This window comes from Candidatus Accumulibacter necessarius (assembly GCF_036625085.1).
The window spans coordinates 128,793-145,571 of record NZ_JAZKUM010000011.1; the positions used below are offsets into that span (position 1 = coordinate 128,793).

Annotated in this window: 15 protein-coding genes and 1 riboswitch; of the genes, 6 read left to right on the plus strand and 9 right to left on the minus strand. The window is 60.8% G+C overall.

The genetic code is table 11. The features are described 5' to 3' along the window. Position 1: 1 nt before the first annotated feature. A complete protein-coding gene (gene hisH, locus V5B44_RS23250) occupies positions 2-661 on the minus strand; it encodes an imidazole glycerol phosphate synthase subunit HisH (RefSeq protein WP_332361421.1) in 660 nt (219 codons plus the stop codon). Next, positions 661-1,248: an imidazoleglycerol-phosphate dehydratase HisB gene (gene hisB / locus V5B44_RS23255; protein WP_332361422.1), complete on the minus strand. Its 588-nt coding sequence runs from the start codon at positions 1,246-1,248 to the stop codon at positions 661-663. Before hisB ends, hisH begins: the two co-directional genes overlap by 1 nt. 151 nt (positions 1,249-1,399) lie before the next feature. Here hisB and hisC point away from each other — a divergent pair, with 151 nt between their 5' ends. Further along, positions 1,400-2,515, plus strand: a complete 1,116-nt coding sequence (hisC, locus tag V5B44_RS23260) for a histidinol-phosphate transaminase (RefSeq protein ID WP_332361423.1) — start codon at positions 1,400-1,402, stop codon at positions 2,513-2,515. On the opposite strand, the gene V5B44_RS23265 is transcribed toward hisC, so the two are convergent. Both V5B44_RS23265 and V5B44_RS23270 read right to left on the minus strand, forming a co-directional pair. Next, the gene (locus V5B44_RS23265; RefSeq protein ID WP_332361424.1) at positions 2,512-4,710 is read right to left on the minus strand and encodes a DUF1631 family protein; all 2,199 of its coding nucleotides are present in this window, start codon (positions 4,708-4,710) and stop codon (positions 2,512-2,514) included. The genes hisC and V5B44_RS23265 overlap by 4 nt on opposite strands. Before the next feature lie 174 nt (positions 4,711-4,884). Then, a riboswitch (cyclic di-GMP riboswitch) is annotated at positions 4,885-4,983 on the minus strand. 84 nt (positions 4,984-5,067) lie between these two features. Further along, positions 5,068-6,234: an HDOD domain-containing protein gene (locus V5B44_RS23270; protein WP_332361425.1), complete on the minus strand. Its 1,167-nt coding sequence runs from the start codon at positions 6,232-6,234 to the stop codon at positions 5,068-5,070. Positions 6,235-6,543: 309 nt separating this feature from the next. On the opposite strand from V5B44_RS23270, the gene V5B44_RS23275 reads away from it, so the two are divergent. Further along, positions 6,544-7,587 carry an esterase/lipase family protein gene (locus V5B44_RS23275; protein WP_332361426.1) on the plus strand — a complete coding sequence of 348 codons (1,044 nt, stop codon included), beginning with the start codon at positions 6,544-6,546 and terminating at the stop codon, positions 7,585-7,587. 159 nt (positions 7,588-7,746) lie between these two features. Here the strand turns inward: V5B44_RS23275 and V5B44_RS23280 are convergent, their stop codons facing one another. From V5B44_RS23280 to V5B44_RS23295, 4 genes are all read right to left on the minus strand, one after another. After that, on the minus strand, positions 7,747-8,511 hold the full coding sequence (locus V5B44_RS23280) for a ParA family protein (protein WP_332361427.1): 765 nt from the start codon (positions 8,509-8,511) through the stop codon (positions 7,747-7,749). A 110-nt stretch (positions 8,512-8,621) separates the two neighbouring features. After that, positions 8,622-9,137, minus strand: coding sequence for a YgjP-like metallopeptidase domain-containing protein (locus V5B44_RS23285; protein ID WP_332361428.1), 516 nt, complete (start codon positions 9,135-9,137; stop codon positions 8,622-8,624). Positions 9,138-9,139: 2 nt separating this feature from the next. Next, complete coding sequence (locus V5B44_RS23290) at positions 9,140-9,850, minus strand: alpha/beta hydrolase (RefSeq protein ID WP_332361429.1); 711 nt, start codon at positions 9,848-9,850, stop codon at positions 9,140-9,142. 132 nt (positions 9,851-9,982) lie between these two features. Next, on the minus strand, positions 9,983-11,077 hold the full coding sequence (locus V5B44_RS23295) for an isocitrate/isopropylmalate dehydrogenase family protein (RefSeq protein ID WP_332361430.1): 1,095 nt from the start codon (positions 11,075-11,077) through the stop codon (positions 9,983-9,985). 461 nt (positions 11,078-11,538) lie between these two features. On the opposite strand from V5B44_RS23295, the gene V5B44_RS23300 reads away from it, so the two are divergent. After that, positions 11,539-11,730, plus strand: a complete 192-nt coding sequence (locus V5B44_RS23300) for a PLP-dependent transferase (protein WP_332361431.1) — start codon at positions 11,539-11,541, stop codon at positions 11,728-11,730. Positions 11,731-11,828: 98 nt separating this feature from the next. Here V5B44_RS23300 and V5B44_RS23305 read toward each other — a convergent pair whose 3' ends face one another. Then, the gene (locus V5B44_RS23305; protein WP_332361324.1) at positions 11,829-13,181 is read right to left on the minus strand and encodes an IS701 family transposase; all 1,353 of its coding nucleotides are present in this window, start codon (positions 13,179-13,181) and stop codon (positions 11,829-11,831) included. Here V5B44_RS23305 and V5B44_RS23310 point away from each other — a divergent pair. The 3 genes from V5B44_RS23310 (at position 13,074) to V5B44_RS23320 (ending at position 15,976) form a co-directional block, all read left to right on the plus strand. Next, positions 13,074-13,433, plus strand: a complete 360-nt coding sequence (locus V5B44_RS23310) for a hypothetical protein (RefSeq protein WP_332361448.1) — start codon at positions 13,074-13,076, stop codon at positions 13,431-13,433. The two genes, V5B44_RS23305 and V5B44_RS23310, sit on opposite strands and share 108 nt — an antisense overlap. Then, positions 13,430-13,720: a hypothetical protein gene (locus tag V5B44_RS23315; RefSeq protein ID WP_332361432.1), complete on the plus strand. Its 291-nt coding sequence runs from the start codon at positions 13,430-13,432 to the stop codon at positions 13,718-13,720. Before V5B44_RS23310 ends, V5B44_RS23315 begins: the two co-directional genes overlap by 4 nt. A gap of 726 nt (positions 13,721-14,446) precedes the next feature. Beyond that, positions 14,447-15,976, plus strand: coding sequence for a tetratricopeptide repeat-containing serine protease family protein (locus V5B44_RS23320; RefSeq protein ID WP_332361433.1), 1,530 nt, complete (start codon positions 14,447-14,449; stop codon positions 15,974-15,976). The last annotated feature ends 803 nt before the right edge of the window (positions 15,977-16,779 follow it).

Sequence of the window (16,779 nt, forward strand, 5' to 3'; positions counted from 1 at the left end):
GTCAGGGCTTCCAGGCGACGAAGTTGGCCAGCATGACGAGTCCCGCCGTGGCACTCTTTTCCGGGTGACACTGAATGGCGAAGATATTATCCCGTGCCACTGCACTGGTAAAGAGCAGGCCGTAATCAGTCGTTCCGGCAACATATTCCTGATCAGTCGGGTCAACGAAATAGCTGTGCACGAAGTAGAAGCGCGCGCCATTGGTAATGTTCTTCCACAGGGGGTGCGCCCTGGTTTGCTGCACCTGGTTCCAGCCCATGTGGGGTACCTTGAGCCGCTTGCCGGTGGCGTCAAACATCCGCGCGGCGGGAAATCGGCGGACAGCACCCCCGATGACGCCGAGCCCCGGCACGTTACCTTCCTCGCTGTGCTCCAGGAGCATCTGCTGGCCGATACAAATGCCGAGAAAGGGTTTGTTGCGGCCGGCGTCAAGTACTGCTGTCCGCAAGCCGCGCGCCTCGATTTCGCGCATGCAGTCGGGCATTGCTCCCTGTCCGGGAAAGACCACGCGCTCGGCGGCGTTGACCACTGCCGGGTCGGCCGAGACGACGACTTCACGGCCATCCGCGACGCGTACCAGCGCCTGCCAGACCGACCGCAGATTACCCATGCCGTAATCGACCACGACGATCTTGCCTCGCGGCGTGCAGGTTTCGGGCATCAAAGTGAACCCTTGGTCGATGGGATGCTGCCACCGGCGCGGGGGTCCTCTTCGATGGCCATGCGCAACGCCCGACCAAAGGCCTTGAACACCGTCTCAGCCTGATGGTGGGCGTTAACACCGCGCAGATTGTCGACGTGCAGAGTCAGCAGGGCGTGGTTTGCCAGGCCCAGGAAGAACTCGTGTACGAGATCGACATCGAATTCGCCAATCATTGCGCGGCTGAATTCGACATGAAACTCGAGGCCCGGCCGCCCGGAGAGATCGACCACGACTCGCGACAGCGCCTCGTCAAGTGGTACGTACGCGTGCCCATAGCGGCGCAGTCCCTTCTTCTCACCGAGAGCCCTGGCCAGTGCCTGGCCGAGCGTGATACCGATATCCTCAACTGTGTGATGCGCGTCGATGTGCAGGTCGCCGCTGGCTTCAATCTCGAGGTCGATCAGGCCGTGGCGGGCAATCTGCTCAAGCATGTGATCGAGAAAGGGGACGCCGGTGGCGAATCTACCCTTGCCGCTGCCGTCGAGATTCAGCCGTACGGTGATCCGGGTTTCGAGGGTATTCCTGGAAACTTCTGCTTGCCGCATCGGGATACCATTGCAGGGTGGCATTTCGGGTCTGGAGAAAAGTTCAGCCTGCTGCTCCGTACCTCTGGTGATCATCAGCAAACCGGACTGGACAATAGACGCGCATGATACCATCTCGCGCTTCCCGTGCATTCGACCTGAGCAGCCTTTCATGAGCCGCTACTGGAGTTCCCTCGTTCATCGCCTGACGCCCTATGTTCCCGGCGAGCAGCCGAAGCTGCCGAACCTCGTCAAGCTGAACACCAACGAGAATCCCTATCCCCCGTCACCGCAGGTACAGGCTGCAATTGCCGCAGAACTGGCCAACGGTGGGCAGTCGCTACGCCTCTACCCGGACCCTAACGCTGACCTCCTGAAGCGGGCGATCGCGGCTCGCTACGCCGAGTTTGGCATTTCGCGGCAGCAGGTCTTTGTTGGCAACGGGTCCGACGAAGTGCTGGCGCACGTTTTTGTCGCCTTGCTCAGGCACGAGCTGCCGATTCTGTTCCCGGACATCACCTACAGCTTCTACCCGGTCTATTGCGGTCTGTACGACATTGCGTACCGGACCGTGCCTCTGGCCGACGATTTCGGCATTTGCGTCGAAGATTACACGGCAGCCAACGGCGGCATCATCTTTCCCAATCCCAATGCACCCACTGGCTGTCTGCTACCGCTTACGGCGATCGAGCAGCTGCTTGCCGCGCACGGTGCGTCGGTGCTCGTTGTCGACGAAGCTTATGTAGATTTCGGCGGCGAGTCGGCCATTGCGCTTGTCAATCGCCACCCCAACCTGTTGGTTGTGCATACCCTCTCCAAGTCGCGCTCGCTGGCAGGTCTGCGTGTCGGTTATGCGGTCGGCCAGAGCGACCTGATCGAGGCGCTGGACAGAGTCAAGAACAGCTTCAATTCCTACCCGCTCGATCGACTGGCGATTGCCGGCGCGGTCGCCGCGATTGGTGACCAGGAGCATTTCGAGAAGACGCGGCAAGCGGTGATCAGCAGTCGCGAAGTGCTACGCGGCGCCCTCCTGTCGCTCGGTTTTTCCGTCCTGCCATCGGCAGCCAACTTCATCTTTGCCCGCCACCCGCGGCGTGATGCCGGCCAGCTTGCCACAGCGCTGCGCCAGCGCGGCATAATCGTTCGCCATTTCAAGCTGCCGCGCATCGATCAATACCTGCGGATAACGATTGGCACCGACACACAATGCAAGCTACTGGTCGCGGCCCTGCGCGAGATTCTGAAGCCAGATCAGCCGACGATGAAGGCCATGAACTCTGCGATCTAGGCCGCCTTGAGGGTTTCCAGCGCGCGGTGGACGGCGCGATCGAACATCGGTTCGACGGTCACGACGCTTGCGTCGCCGCGTTCGATCTGAAGCGCGAGAGCCTCCGGCGACACCGATATCGCTTTTGGCGACTGGGGATTGGTCAATAGCAGGATGCCGCGCTGCGGACTGATCCAGGAAAGCCGATAACGCAGCGGGCCGCTGTCGGCATTGGCAAACTCAAGCCAGTCACCGCGCCGAAGCTTCGCTACCAGGGACTGGGCGTGGTCACTGCCCTCCGAGGAGGGCAGCAGAGCACCGGGTGAGAGGAAAATCCGTTCCAGACAGCTCTCGCCGTACTCGATGCGTTCGCTGCTCAGCTCTGTCGACGCTGGTTCGGCTGCCAACGCCATTGGTGCCGCGTTCGTCATGAGTGGCGCCGCGCCGCGCAGCACTGCCGCATGTAGAGTGAACAGCTGATCGACCAGCGCAAGACGGCGATCTTCAGCCACCTTCAGCTTGTCCAGGCCCTCGTAAATCCGGCGAACCAGGGTTGGGAGAGAGGTCGCGAGACGCTTCCGGCTCTTTGCATCTGGTTGCGGCTGAACGCTCGCGACAAGGTCGCCGATGGTGCTCATCGCCACTCCCCAGGCGTTGTCGTCGCTGTTCAGATGATACCGAATGAGCAGCGAGCGCCACTCGTGATGCAGTAGATCGCTGACGGCAGGGGGCAGCGGCATGGACAACCAGCCAGCGAGGACCTGGTCGGCGGCCAGGGTTGCCAGTTCGCGCCGTTCCTGTTCGGCGACCAGGGGGGCAGCCTCGACCGCACAGGCGTCGGCTGCCGCCTCCTGTCCGTCTAGGAAGGCGTCCAGCTCGACGCAAAGCACATCGAATAGACTCGTATCCTGCTTGAACTCATTCTGCAGTCGGTCGACGACTTCAGAGATCCGGGCGTAAAGCGGGTCATCATGTCCAGCCCGCGGACCGCAGCGCACTGCTGCTCGCGAGATCCCGTCGAGTAGGCGCCGCGCTGGATGGGCCTTGCTGGAAAAGAAGCTGCTGTCCAGCATCGCGACCTTCAACACCGGAATCTGCAAGCGTGCGACCAGTGCCTTGATCGGATCGGCGACAGAAGCATCGTCGAAAATGAAGTCGAACAAGGTGGCGACGATATCCACCGTCACCGCGTGCAGATGGCCAAGACCCTGGCCGGTGTCACTGGCCCGAAACTCCCGCAATACGTTGCCCGTCAGTGGACCCGAGGTCTGGACAGGCGCTGCCGTCTGCAGGGAATAAAGAGAGCTCATGACCTGTTCGATCGGCACGGTCATGTTGCCAGGCAAACCTCCCTGACGATACATGCCTGCGGCTGGGTCACCATGGCCGCCCACTATCGGTAGACCGACGGCCGCCGTGCCCCCATCGGCCGGCTGCGCCGCGACGAGTTTTTGCAGCAGAGCAAATATGTCAGCAGCGTCGCCAGCCTTTTCTGTCTCGGTCGATTGCTTCTTGTCCGCTCCCGACGCGGAGTAACTTCGGCGTAGCTTGGGCAGCACGCCGCGGTCAATCAGGAAGGTATTCAGATCTTGAATCGTTGGGCCAAACGCTTCGACTACGTGCCGTTCTATGGCATGAAGCAGTTCAACCTGCGCCATTCCAGCCACTCCTGCAGCAACGAAAGCCTTGTCCAATGACTGGGCTATGAGGTCCTCGACAAGCCAGCTATTTCCTGTCTGTCCGGACAAAAAGGCCAGACGGTACCCGGCGCCGAACAAGCCATCGTCGCAAGCGCTGCGCAGACGGCTCGCGATCGCCTTGACAGCGAGCTCTTGGTCCATTGCGCCAAAATCGAGCAATTGCAGTTCATCCGCATCGCCGATGGCCCTGGGGGCTTTGGCCTTGTCGCCAGGCCTGAGCCTCTGCTCAAAGAGGTCCAACCATTCGGCCGCGAGAAAGCTCTCAAGTCGCAGCGCCTTGTCATGGATGAGCTCCCGCGTGCCATAGAAAAGCTCGCGCTGCGCACGTCCTGTTGCGACATCGCCTTGGGTCAGAAGCTCCTCCTCGAGTTGCGGTAGCAGGGAGCTAAAGGCAACGCGGAGCCGTTGGGTCATCAGGTCTCTAGCCCTGACCAGGGTCTGCGGACGATCGAAGTCGGCCGTCAAACCACGCACCCCTTCAGGGAACCTGATCACGTTGTCGCCTGGAACAGCCATCGCCGATTCTCCTTGCCGCTAGCGCCAAAGCGCCCTGCCACACCGCAAAAACTGCCGGGCTGGCGCAACATCACTCGCGGAGCGGCCAATAAACCGCTTGGGGGAACCGACGGACCTGCCGCGGACCGAGAACTCGCAAAGGAGTTTCGCCTGTCCGGACAGCGCCTTGGTTAGCCTGGCGGCCCCGCCATCTTTGGAAACGGCACGAATCCCGCTTCCTTTAGACCGGTGACTTTGCGTCCCCGTCTTTCGACGGGTTTGCCTTTTTCAGTCAAGTAAGTCATCTTGAATCTATATCAAGTGTGTTGAAAATGCAAGGCTATTGTAAGGGCCAGCAAAAGGGTTCGCGACGCCGCCTCAGACATGCAGCGCACTTTTCAGCGAGGCGACGTCTTCTGCCGAATCGGCAAGCAAGGCGCTCAGCGCCGCCGCATCGAACAACTCGGACAAGGGAGCTGTGTCAACTGGTTCACAGAACTTCGGATCTCGCCACCCATGCTGAATATTGGCCAACTTGTTGGCAACGAAGAGCACGTCCGGCAGCGTCTTGATCGTTGTCACCGTGCGCGGCAACTCGTGCTCCTGGACTACGGTTACCACCTCGTCTGGCAGGCCCATGGCCGCGAGCAAGGCGTGTCCGATGTGCTCATGCCACTGCACCAGCAATTGATGGAGCTCGGCAGGTTCGCCGATCAACTGTGGGAAATTCGCGGCCCGCGACAGCAGATAGAACACTCCAATATCATGGATCAGACCGACGAACATCGCTTCGTCGGGACTGATCCGGGTCAGTCGGCGCGCCAGTACGCGGCACAGGGCAGCGACGTGCATCGAGTGTTCCCACAGACGCCCGGACAGTAGCTGGAACGGGGCCATTCTCTTCGAAGAAAGCAACTGTTCTATGGCGACGGCAAAGGAAAGCGCTCGCACAGCCTCCATGCCGACTTGCGAAATCCCAGCATTGATGGCAATGATCGCGCGCCCTGACGGATTCACGGCGACCGCATTGGCCAGACGAATCACCTTGGTGCTCAGCAGAGGTTCGGCGCTGACCAAGGTGCTCAGTTCGTCGATCGTCAGGTTGGGATTCTTGAGAGCGTTGCGAATCTTGAGTGTGATATCAAGGAAAGTCGGAAAGCAGATCGTCTCGGCGGAGAGGTCACGGGCGATGTCCTCCAGCATAGTGAAGCTCAGCTTGCGCACAACGCCGTCTGGCGACTTGATGATTACCTCGACCACGGATCCACCCAGCTCCAACTGGTCGCCATCCGCAATGGCCTCCTCGACGCCATTCTTCAGCCCGCGACCATTCAATCGACTCGGATTTCTGCCCCGGGTGGTCAGGGTGTAGCGGCCGTCGCGAAAACCGATGGTCGCGTGGACGGTCGAAACCGAGGGATCATATGGCAATGCCAACCGATTTTCCGGCCGACGCCCAATGCTGCCGCCAGCCTCGTCGAATTCCACTTCGTGGGGCGTCTGGAAATCCTTTCCATCTGACGAAACAACGCGCAATCTCAACATCCTGTGCTCCCGTCATCACCTCGTGCACGGCCGTTTGACGACTCGACGCGAAGCGGATGATAGCTGAAAATCGGATGGGCAAGGACAGACGCTTGGCAGGCACTCTGCCACTTGAGTCAACCCCTTTGCCAGATAGTCCGGAAATCCTGAGTGTCCGTTAGAATAGGCTGAGCGGCGATGCTGGATTCGCCGCCGCACCTTGCCGGTGGCTTGCGCGGCAGTTTCCCTCCGTCCTGGCTCCAGGCACGCGCCAAGTGCTTGCAAGCCTCGCGGACCGCCTTTTTCGTCATCACTTTCAGAGGACCACCCATGCCGCGTGGCAAGCACGCCGCCGGCGCCCGGCCGATCAAAACAGGTTACAGTCATGTGGCCAGAACCGCGGTGCAGGAAACCACGCAGCGGGTCAGGGAAATGCATGGCGCGATTGCCGGCAAGTCTTTCGCCGTCCTGCGGCGAATTCCGCTGGTTTCCGGGCCAGCACGGCTGGTGCAAACCGCTCATGATGCGATTGTCGCCGGCGTCTACGCAGCGATCCACCACGGCAGTGGGGGCCTCCTCGCCGCCGCCGCGCTGGTCGAGAAGCAGCACACCGGCTTCTCCACGAGCAAGCCACCCGGACGCCTCGCCAGTGGTCTTCGCAGCGCATTGAACGGGGCTTTTGGCGATCATCTTGCGGCCAGCAACAACGTGCTGGCGATCGACATGGCGATCCACGTGCATGGCGCCGCAGTGCCGCTGACCGCCGATTCCCTGCGCAGCGCCTTCCCCCGGGCCGGCCAACGCCTCTGCCTCTTCGTGCATGGGCTGGGCTGCGACGAGCATAGCTGGGAAGCCGGCGATGAGGCCAGCGAGTCGGAAACTCATTTCGGCCGCCAGTTGCAGGCCGAGTTCGCCCTCACGCCGATCTACCTGCGCTACAACACGGGCCTGCCGATTGCCGAGAACTGCACGCGACTGGCGGTTCTGCTTGAGGCGCTGCTGACCGCCTGGCCGCAAGCGGACAGCGAACTGGTCATCGTCGGCCACAGCATGGGTGGCCTGATCGCCCTGGGTGCCTGCGATCAGGCGATCGCCGCAGCGATGCGCTGGCCGGCGTCAACCCGGCTGTTGATCTGTCTGGGCTCCCCTTCTCTCGGCTCACCACTTGAAAGACTGGGACACCTCGCGAACACGGCGCTGAACCTCTCGCCAGTCACTCGCCCGCTCGGCCGCATAGCCGCAAACGCGCAGCCAGGGGATCAAGGACCTGCGCCGCGGCCCAGGTGCGCCGCGGGCTCCAGCCCGGCGGCACGCGATCGCGTTCCGCTTTCTCGGCGCCAGCCTGACCGAAGATGTCAACCATCGAATCAGTGAATTCGTTGGCGATGGTCTGGTCCCGCTGGGCAGTGCCATCGCGCACGAAGTCGAAGGCGACGTGCAGAGTGCCAGGCTGGGCAAGCTCGGCCACATGGGGCTGCTGAACGACCGACGGGTGTATCGCCAGATCAGGGAGTGGGTCTCCGGCGCCTGCGCCTATTGAGACAGCAGGTCGTAAAGCGCCGAAAACTCGTTGCTCAGCTTGTGCCGGGGGTCGAGGTGAATCATCGGCTGGGCGAGATGGTGAGACTCTCGAATCTTGATCGACGCCGACAGGAAGGCGTCAAGGATCGGCAGCCCTTCAGCGCGCAATTCACCGACCAAACGGAGCGGCAGGTTGGCGCGCGCCTGATATTGGTTGACCACGATGCCCTCTACGCGTAGGGCTGGGTTGTGGTCACTCTGGATCTCGCGCACGCTGTCCATCAGCGAGTAGAGGGCGCGACGCGAGAAATCGTCGCAATCGAAGGGAATCAGGCAGGTATCGGCGGCGATCAGCGCCGAGCGGGTGAAAAAGTTGAGCGCGGGCGGGGTATCGATGAAGATTTCATCATAACCCTGAAGCTTGTCCAGCGCTTCGCGCAGCTTGTACATCTTGTAACGCGATTCGAGCTTGAACTGTACCTCCTCCAGCCTGGGGTCGGACGGCAACACGGCGAGATCGGCGAACGGGGTGACAACGACGTACGAGGCAAGGGTTTCGGGAAACAGCTTGTAGCCGAGAATATCTTCAAAAAAATGGGCCAGGGTCTTCTTCTGTTCGTCCAGCGCTTTGCCGAGTAGGTAGCGGGAAGCATTGCCCTGCGGATCCAGATCGATCAGCAGTGTCCGCCGACCCCGCGTGGCGGCGATGGCGGCAAGGTTGCAGGCGATCGTAGACTTGCCGACGCCCCCCTTTTGATTGAAAACGACTCGGCGCATGGCATTTCCCCTTGAGTGGTAAGGATTCCATGCGAGTGTAGCCAACTCCGGCGGTGGCGTCGAGCGGCGCGCGCCAGCGGGGGAGTGTGTGGCTGCTGCCGGCGGTCTTGCTATCCTTCTTGCAAGCCTGGCCAGTCGTCCAGGTCGCGCAGAGTCAGGTAAAGCCGCAAATCGAATTCAAGCTGGTGGTAGCCCGGCTCCATGTGGCAACAGAGCTGGTAAAAGGCCCGGTCGTGCTCCCGTTCCCTGAGATGGGCCAGCTCATGGACGACGATCATGCGCAGAAACTCGGGCGGTACCTCCTTGAACAGGCTGGCGATCCGGATCTCGCGTTTGGCCTTGACCCGGTTGCCCTGGACCCGAGGAATCTGGCCGTTGAGTCCAAAAGCGTTTGCCGTGACGTGCAAGCGGTTGTCAAAGGCCACCTTGGCCGGCGACTCCGCACTGCGCAGGAAGCGGCTTTTCAGCGCCAGGGTGTATTCGTAGAGCGCTTCACCACTGCGTACCTCGTGCGTTCCCGGATATTTCTTGCGCAGCATGATGGCTAGGTGTCCCTGTCTTATCGCCTCCCAGATCTCCCTCTGAAGGTCTTCGGGATAACCCGCCAGGTACTTGAGCGGCGGCACCGTCAGCAGACGTCTGCCAGCACCCGATTCAGCCAGTTTTCGATATCGGTCAGTTCCTCCATGCACACGGTATGCTCGGCGGCATAGGCGTGCCACTGTACCGGATAGTCCTGCGCTTTCAGCAGCTTGCTTGAGCGTTTGCCAAGGTCGTAGGGGATCACCGGGTCAGCGTGCCCATGCGCCATGAAGATGGGCACGTTGCGGTTGGCCCTGTGCGCCTCCGTGCTCAGTGTCTCGGTCAGCGGCAGATAACAGGATAGCGCCAGGATACCGGCCAGCCGCCGCGGATGACGCAGCCCGGTGTACAAGGCGATGACTCCGCCCTGGGAGAAGCCGGCGAGCACGATGCGTGCGTCGGGGATTCCGCGTGCATTCTCGCGAGCAAGCAGCGCCTCGATCTGTCGCGCCGATTCCCGCACGCCCTCTGCTTCTTCACGTCCAGGCGCGAAGTCGGGAGAAACGATGTCATACCAGGCGCGCATCACGTAGCCGCCATTGATGGTTACCGCCCGCATGGGTGCATGCGGGAAGACGAAACGGAGCGCCGGCAACTGGTCAAAATCGAATTCGTCCACGATCGGCTCGAAATCGTGTCCGTCGGCACCCAGGCCGTGAAGCCAGATGATCGCACACTTGGGGGACTCGCCGGTTTGCCGTTCGACGGTTTGAAGTAGCGGACCATCGGCTGTGACAGGTGGCTGATTGGCACTCATGGAACAGATCCTTGTTCGGGTCGAAGGCCGCCATTCTATCAGCTAGCCCCCAGCCCTCATCGACCGTGTTGCGGCGGCCATGGATCGAGCCTGGTGGCCAAGGCCAGTTGCCGCGCAGGTGGTCAGCGTGCGTCAGACCTTGCGGATCTGCGTCATGATCGCCCTGGTGATCGCTGCCGTGCCGTCATGGCCACCGAATTCGATCGGGCATACCACAGTCAGGGCCTTTTCGACTGAATGCTCCAGAATGCGCGCACCATGCGCCAGTCGCGGTTCGGCATGCTGGTCGGCCAGCCAGTCGAGCATCAGTGCGGCCGAGAGGACCTGCGCCGCCGGGTTGGCGATGCCCTGGCCCGCAATATCCGGTGCGCTACCGTGCGCCGGCTGGAAAACAGCGTGCTTTTCACCGATGTCTGCCGACGGCACCAGACCAAGGCTGCCAACGAGTCCAGCCGCTAGATCCGAAAGGATGCCGCCGAACACATTCTCGGTGACCAGAACGTCGAAATCCCAAGGTGACTTGACCAGGTTCATCGCCGTGGCATCGACGTAGGCATAATCAGCCTTGACCTCCGGGTGACTTGCCGCCACCTCGCCGAATACCTTCCGAAAGAAGGCCATTGCAGCGAGGGCGTTGGCCTTGTCGACGCAGGTGACCCTGCCTGGACGCCGCCGGTTTCTGGCGCGTCGCTCGGCAACCCGGAAGGCGAACTCGGAAACGCGACGGCTACCGTTGCGCGAGATCATCATTGTTTCCCAGGCAACCCTGTCCTCTTCAACAGTACCTCGTCCGCGCGAGTACAGCAGTCCTTCCGTCTGCTCGCGAACCAGAACCAGGTCAATCCGGGCGGCGCGTTTATCGGCTAGCACCAGCGGCAGGCCGGGGTAGCTGCGGATCGGACGCAGACCGGCGTAGAGGTCCATTTCAGCCCTCAGATCAAACTGCGTCGATATTTCCGTGCCGTCGGGGTAACGGACTTCAGGCAGACCAATCGCACCAAACAGCACGGCATCGGCCTTCTTGCACTCGGCCATACTTTCGTCGGAGAAGGCAACGCCGGTTTTCTGGTAATGTGCGGCGCCGCCGTCGAGGTGTCGAAAGTCGAAGCCGATGCCACCCAGACGCTCGTGGAGCACGTCGAGAACCTGCAGGCAGGCGCCCACGATTTCAGGACCGATACCATCGCCGGGAACCACCGCGATATGGAAGCGTGAATCTCTTTTCATGCTTGTCATTCCTTTGTTCTGATAGCGCAGAGACCAGTCGTTGACGCAGCGATCGCGGAGCTTTCTCCAGTTTCAATGCGTCGCGGATGGGCAACGCCAGCGCCGCGAGCCGCGCGGACAACGCATTTCCCCTGGCGACGCCGACCGGGTCGTCTGAGGGGGCTGCACTGCGTTAACCGGACACGCGGGGGTACGGATCGGGTGCAAGCACCCTTGCATGGCTCCATCCGTGCACTGTTAAAGAAAACCTGCTCAACGGTCAAGTGCTTTCAGGGCAGTCCGGGTGTTTGTCGGCTTGAGTCGCGCGCCGGCAGCCGCCTATCCTGCGGTTGCCACGCGTAGCGCCGGGCGCTCTTCCTTTGTCGTTGGCGGCCGCAGCATCTACGGCGGCACCTGTGCGCTGCTGAAGAACCTGCTGCCGCGTTTCGGCGTCACCACCCGCTTCGTAGACCTGTGCAAGCATGATGACGTCGCGCACGCGTGTGCTCTACTGCGAGTCGCTCAGGAATCCTTTGCTCGGAGTCAGCGGCCTGCCAGCGCTGGTTGCGATCGCGCACGAGAGTGGTGCCCGGCTGGTGGTGGATAACACCTTCACCTCGATGATCATGTCACCGCTGCGTCACGGCGCAGATGTCGTCGTGCATCTCGCGTGACCAAGTTCGTCAACGGCACCAGCGACTGTGTTGCCGGCTGCGTCGCCTCGTCACGCGAGTTCATCGGCCAACTCAATTCTACTTTGTCAGATTGTCTTTCAATCTAATGCTGAGAGCATGGCGGCTTGCTTTCTGTAGGCGGATTCCATGGCTTTGTGCCGCCGTCGATGCCTATCGATGATGGATGCCGCGAGGTCTTCGTCGGTGACGATCTTGGTAGGCAGCCGATGGCGCATGATCTCTATCAAGTCACGGCAGGAGAGCAGTTCAGCCGTCTCGCGATGGGCCAGGCGCTCCTTGGCCAGGAACATGGTGGCGATCATGACCAGGGCCATGTGATGGTGCCACGCCTGCCAGCGGCGGACCTGATACTCGGCCATGCCGCAGGCGCTCTTGGCCTCTCGGAAGGACTGCTCGACGAAATGGCGCGCTCCCTGCATTTCCGCCAAGCGGCGCAAAGACGCCCTGGGCTTGGCATTGGACAGGCCGAATTTGAGTTTCGTCCCATCGAGTTCCCGTCGTACCAGGAGATGCCAACGGCTCGCCGACGGCGCCTCGCCGTCCCAGACCCACACCCGCTGGGTGAGATAGTCGGCCATCACCTCGCCCTTCTCGCCGTCACGGATCGACAGACGCCCCCAGGCGGATGCCGACTGCGTGGCTGCCCACGCGGCCACCGTCATGGGCACCGCCGTGGTCCGCAGCCGACGGGGCGCTCGACCCTTCGACGAACGACGAGCCGCCACCGCGGGTGCGGGATCCTGGAGATAGATCGCCTGATCCGAATGCACCTCAGCGAAGAAGATCTCTCCCTCGACATCCAGTTCCCCGAGCAGCCAGGGCAAGTGCCCGTAGCCGCCATCAAAGGCGACGAAAGAGAAGTGCAAGCCTTCCCGCCTCAGGCGAATTACCATGTCCAGAGCGATCTCGCCCTTGGTGCGGAACGTCTGCGCCTCCTCAGGCACCCCCACCGCCTCGCAACGTGTCGTATCTTTGGCCCACTTCTCCGGCAGATACAAGTCGGCATCCACCACGCTTGCTACGCCATCGCGCGTCACCGCCGCGAAGACGCCCACCTGACAGTTATCGACCTTCCCCAAGCGACCGTTCCACTGCCGCGCCACGCCCGCGGACATGTTTCCCTTCTTCCCGAACGCGCTCTCGTCCAGGAGTAGAGCGCTGGGATAGCCGAAGTGGGCGTTGGCATCGACCACCAGTTGCCGACGCACCGCGCGCCGATCCCAATTGGATTCGCTAAGCATATGATGCAGTGGCTGATAGCGGCTGTCGGATACGGTTTCCGCCATGCACTCCAGGTTACGGCGCGAACTCTGGAACAGCCCGTGCAGATACCGGCGCGCGGTGTCTTCTACCGAACGGGTCCGGCTTCGAAAGCAATGGAGATAGGGCGCGAAGTGCGAATCGAAGTGCTCGAGTGCCGAAGCGACCAGCGAATCAACGACATCAACGCCGGTCCGAGCATGCTGCTCGGCCCGGTGCTCGACAGTACGCGCGTAGCGAGCATCCTGAAGAACCTGCACAGTCTGCACATCCGCCTGCGCCAGCACGGCGCAACGCACTGTACCTGGCGAGTGGGCTCGACGCACTCGGTTACACGGTGCACTACCGGGGCTGGCCAGTCATCCACAGCACGCGCTGCTCGCCCGGCTGATGAACCCGGGCTATGGCTGGGGGAGGAATGATGACCCTCGACGCCGGCGACCATGCCGCCGCCAATCGCCTGATGACGCTGATGCCGCGACAAGGTCGGCTACCTGGCCGTCAGCCTCGGCTATTTCAAGACCTGTTTACACACCCGGCCACAGCACCTCGTCCGAGATCCCACCGAGAACGCGAGGCAGCAGGCCTGCATGAAGGGCTGATCCGCTTTTCGATCGGTCTCGACGAAGATATCGCCGAGACCATGACGCGCATCCAACACTGCCTTGTCGAAGCCGAAGCCAGTCGGACGGGGAGTGCGCACGCCTGAAGGTCGGCTGTACAGCGCCAGCATGCCCGCCACCGGCAAGCGATAGCGCCAATGCGGCCAGGGCCTGTGGTCATCGGGCTGGAAGCCTGTAGAATACGCCCCGGGCCTGTAGCTCAGTTGGTTAGAGCAGAGGACTTAGCGAGGGCAGCCTGGACATCGTCAGATGTCTGGGTGTCCTCATGGGTTGCCCGTTGCCAGCTTTGACGCTGGTGACGGGTAGAACTGGTCAAATTCGGTGGAAGCTAACTCCCTCCGGGATACGCCAATACCGAGCCAAGCCCCGGCAGTGCGGGGAAAGGTGTAGAGACTAGACGGCCAGCCTGTAACGGGAAGGTATAGTCCAGACCACAAACTCGAAAGAGGCGGCGAAAGCCGTAGTGGTAAGCATAATCCTTTGGTCCAGGGTTCAAGTCCCTGCGGGCCCACCAAACAAGAAGACCAACCCCTCATCGGGTTGGTCTTTTTTTGCCTACTCCCGCGTGTTGGCGCGGGTTCGTGCGGGTTCCTGTGGACTTCGAGTGGTTTCCCGCGGGCGCCCGGATTTGGCCGTTTTCACTCTCTCCGGGCCATTCTTCTCTCCGGCCTCGCTGTCCGCTGGAGGCCGAAGTCCACGAGCTCACGAAATTGCACCGTTATGAATCAACAGCTTATACGTGGTCCAATCAAGCGGTTGATTCGTGGCATTGGTAGGCCTTCGCGGCTTTCATCGGTGGTTGCGGGGATGGCGTGCAAGTGTCGCCTGCGGCTCACGAAGAGGCGAAGTTGTCGCCCGAGCAGGAACTAGCGGAGGTTGTCAAGAAAGCGGCGAGTGGGGATGCAAGAGCACAATACACGCTGGGTCGTGCGTATGATAAAGGCGAAGGTGTTCCGAAAGACTCTGTGAAAGCTGTTGAATTACTCCAAAAATCAGCGGCACAAGGGGACGCCCGGGCGCAGGCTTACCTTGGCACCATATACGCCGAAGGCGAAGGTGTTCCAAAAGACTCTGTGAAAGCTGTTGAATTACTCCAAGAATCAGCGGTACAGGGGGACGCCCAGGCGCAGGCCAACCTCGGTGTCCTGTACGTGTTAGGCGAAGGCGTCCCAAAAGACTCCGCAAAAGCCGTTGCATGGTTCCAGAAATCAGCGGCACAGGGGAACGCCCACGGACAGAACATGCTGGCTCTTAGTTACCAAGATGGCATCGGTGTTCCGAAGGACCTGGCAAGAGCTGTGGAGTGGTGGCGGAAATCGGCAGCCCAAGGGACAGCCAACGCGCAGTGGAGCCTTGGCGCGGCGTATGACAATGGCGAAGGCGTAGCCAAGGACCATGCCAAGGCTGTGGAGTGGTGGCAGAAAGCTGCTGCTCAGGGGCATGTGGAAGCGCAACTTGCTCTAGGCGTGAGCTATTACCGAGGCGAAGGCGTGGCCAAGGATGTCGTTCTCGGTTACGCGTGGTCAAGCTTGGCAGCTGCGGGCGGGGAAGAGACTGGCGCTACGGTTCGCGACGCCATCGAATCTAGCCTCTCTGCCAATGAAAGAACTGAAGCGCAACGCCTTGCATCCAACTGGAAGAAGGGAGAGATACTTGTACGCGAAGGAACCGCTGTCCATCCTGCACCATCAGCCACCCCTGACGCCCGGAGCAAGCGTGGATCCGGCACCATCTTTCTCGTTAGCAAGACGGGGCATGCCATAACCAACCAGCACGTGGCTGGGGATTGCCTTGAACTTCGCATTCAAGGCCGCGACGATGTCGCGAAACTGCTCATCGCCGACAAAGTCAATGACTTGGCTCTGGTGCAGCTGCAAGGCGCCGTCACGGACACGGCGACCATAGCGCTCGAACCGGGGAGGCTGCGGCAAGGCGAAGAAATAGTAGCGTTTGGCTTTCCGCTCAATGCGGTCTTGTCGTCTGGCGGCAATCTTTCGCCAGGTGTCGTCAGTGCGCTGACGGGGCTTGGCAACAACACCAACCAGATTCAAATCACTGCGCCGATGCAACCTGGTTCGAGTGGCAGTCCCGTACTTAACAAGAAAGGAGAAGTGGTCGGAGTGGTGTCAATGAAACTTGACGATATGAAGATGACGAAGGCGACCGGGCAGGTCGGTCAAAATGTCAATTTCGCCGTTAGTGGACAGACTCTGAAGTCCTTTCTCGATGCGCACAAGGTTCCGTACACCACGCGCAGTAGCTACTTCTCGTGGGAGAAGACCGCAGCTGACCTTGCTGATGAAGCAAGAAAATGGACGCTGGCAGTAGAGTGCTGGAAATGAGTCGCTAAGATGAAGAGGGCGCATGACCATGAAGACAGCGATACTGGGTTGGGGCTCTTTGCTTTGGGATCATCGCCCCGATTTCGATTCACACCATGGCCCGTGGCAGCCAAACGGGCCGACACTCCCTATTGAGTTCAGTCGCATCTCTGAAACGCGAAACGGAGCCCTTACGCTAGTCATTGATCATCAGTTTGGTGCGCCGTGCGTTACACTATTTTCCATAAGCGCTAGAGAGAATCCTGACGACGCCATCAGCGACCTACGTTGCCGCGAAGGAACCACGCTTGCCAACGTCGGATGCTATTTCGCCGATGGGACTCGCGGTCATGCTAGATCCGAGGCCACACTAGCTGCGGTAGGTCCTTGGGCGCGTAAAGAGAGTATTGATGTGGTTGTTTGGACGGATCTAGGGTCAAATTTTCAACAGAAAAGCTCGGTTAAGGACGCGTTCTCGGTTGCCAATGCGATCGTGCATCTGCGACTTCTGCCATCTGAAGGGAAGGCTCGCGCTGCTGAGTACATTCGGCGCTCTCCGACTCTGGTCGATACTCCGCTGCGTCGTGCTGTTCAAACAGAGCCTTGGTTCCAAGTCGTTTCCTAGCAATTGCAGTCGCAAAATGCCCGCACGCAAGTCTTCGAATTGTTCCTTGCCTCTAACGTTCGATGTTGTATTGCAGCTTCCTAGGTCTGGCTACTTCCGCTCTAGGTCGGTTGCGGCCACTACTCCGCATGTACCCGGGTGCGGCCAATCAGTCCAGGAGTCCCTCGCCAACACCACCAAACAAAAAGACCAACCCCTC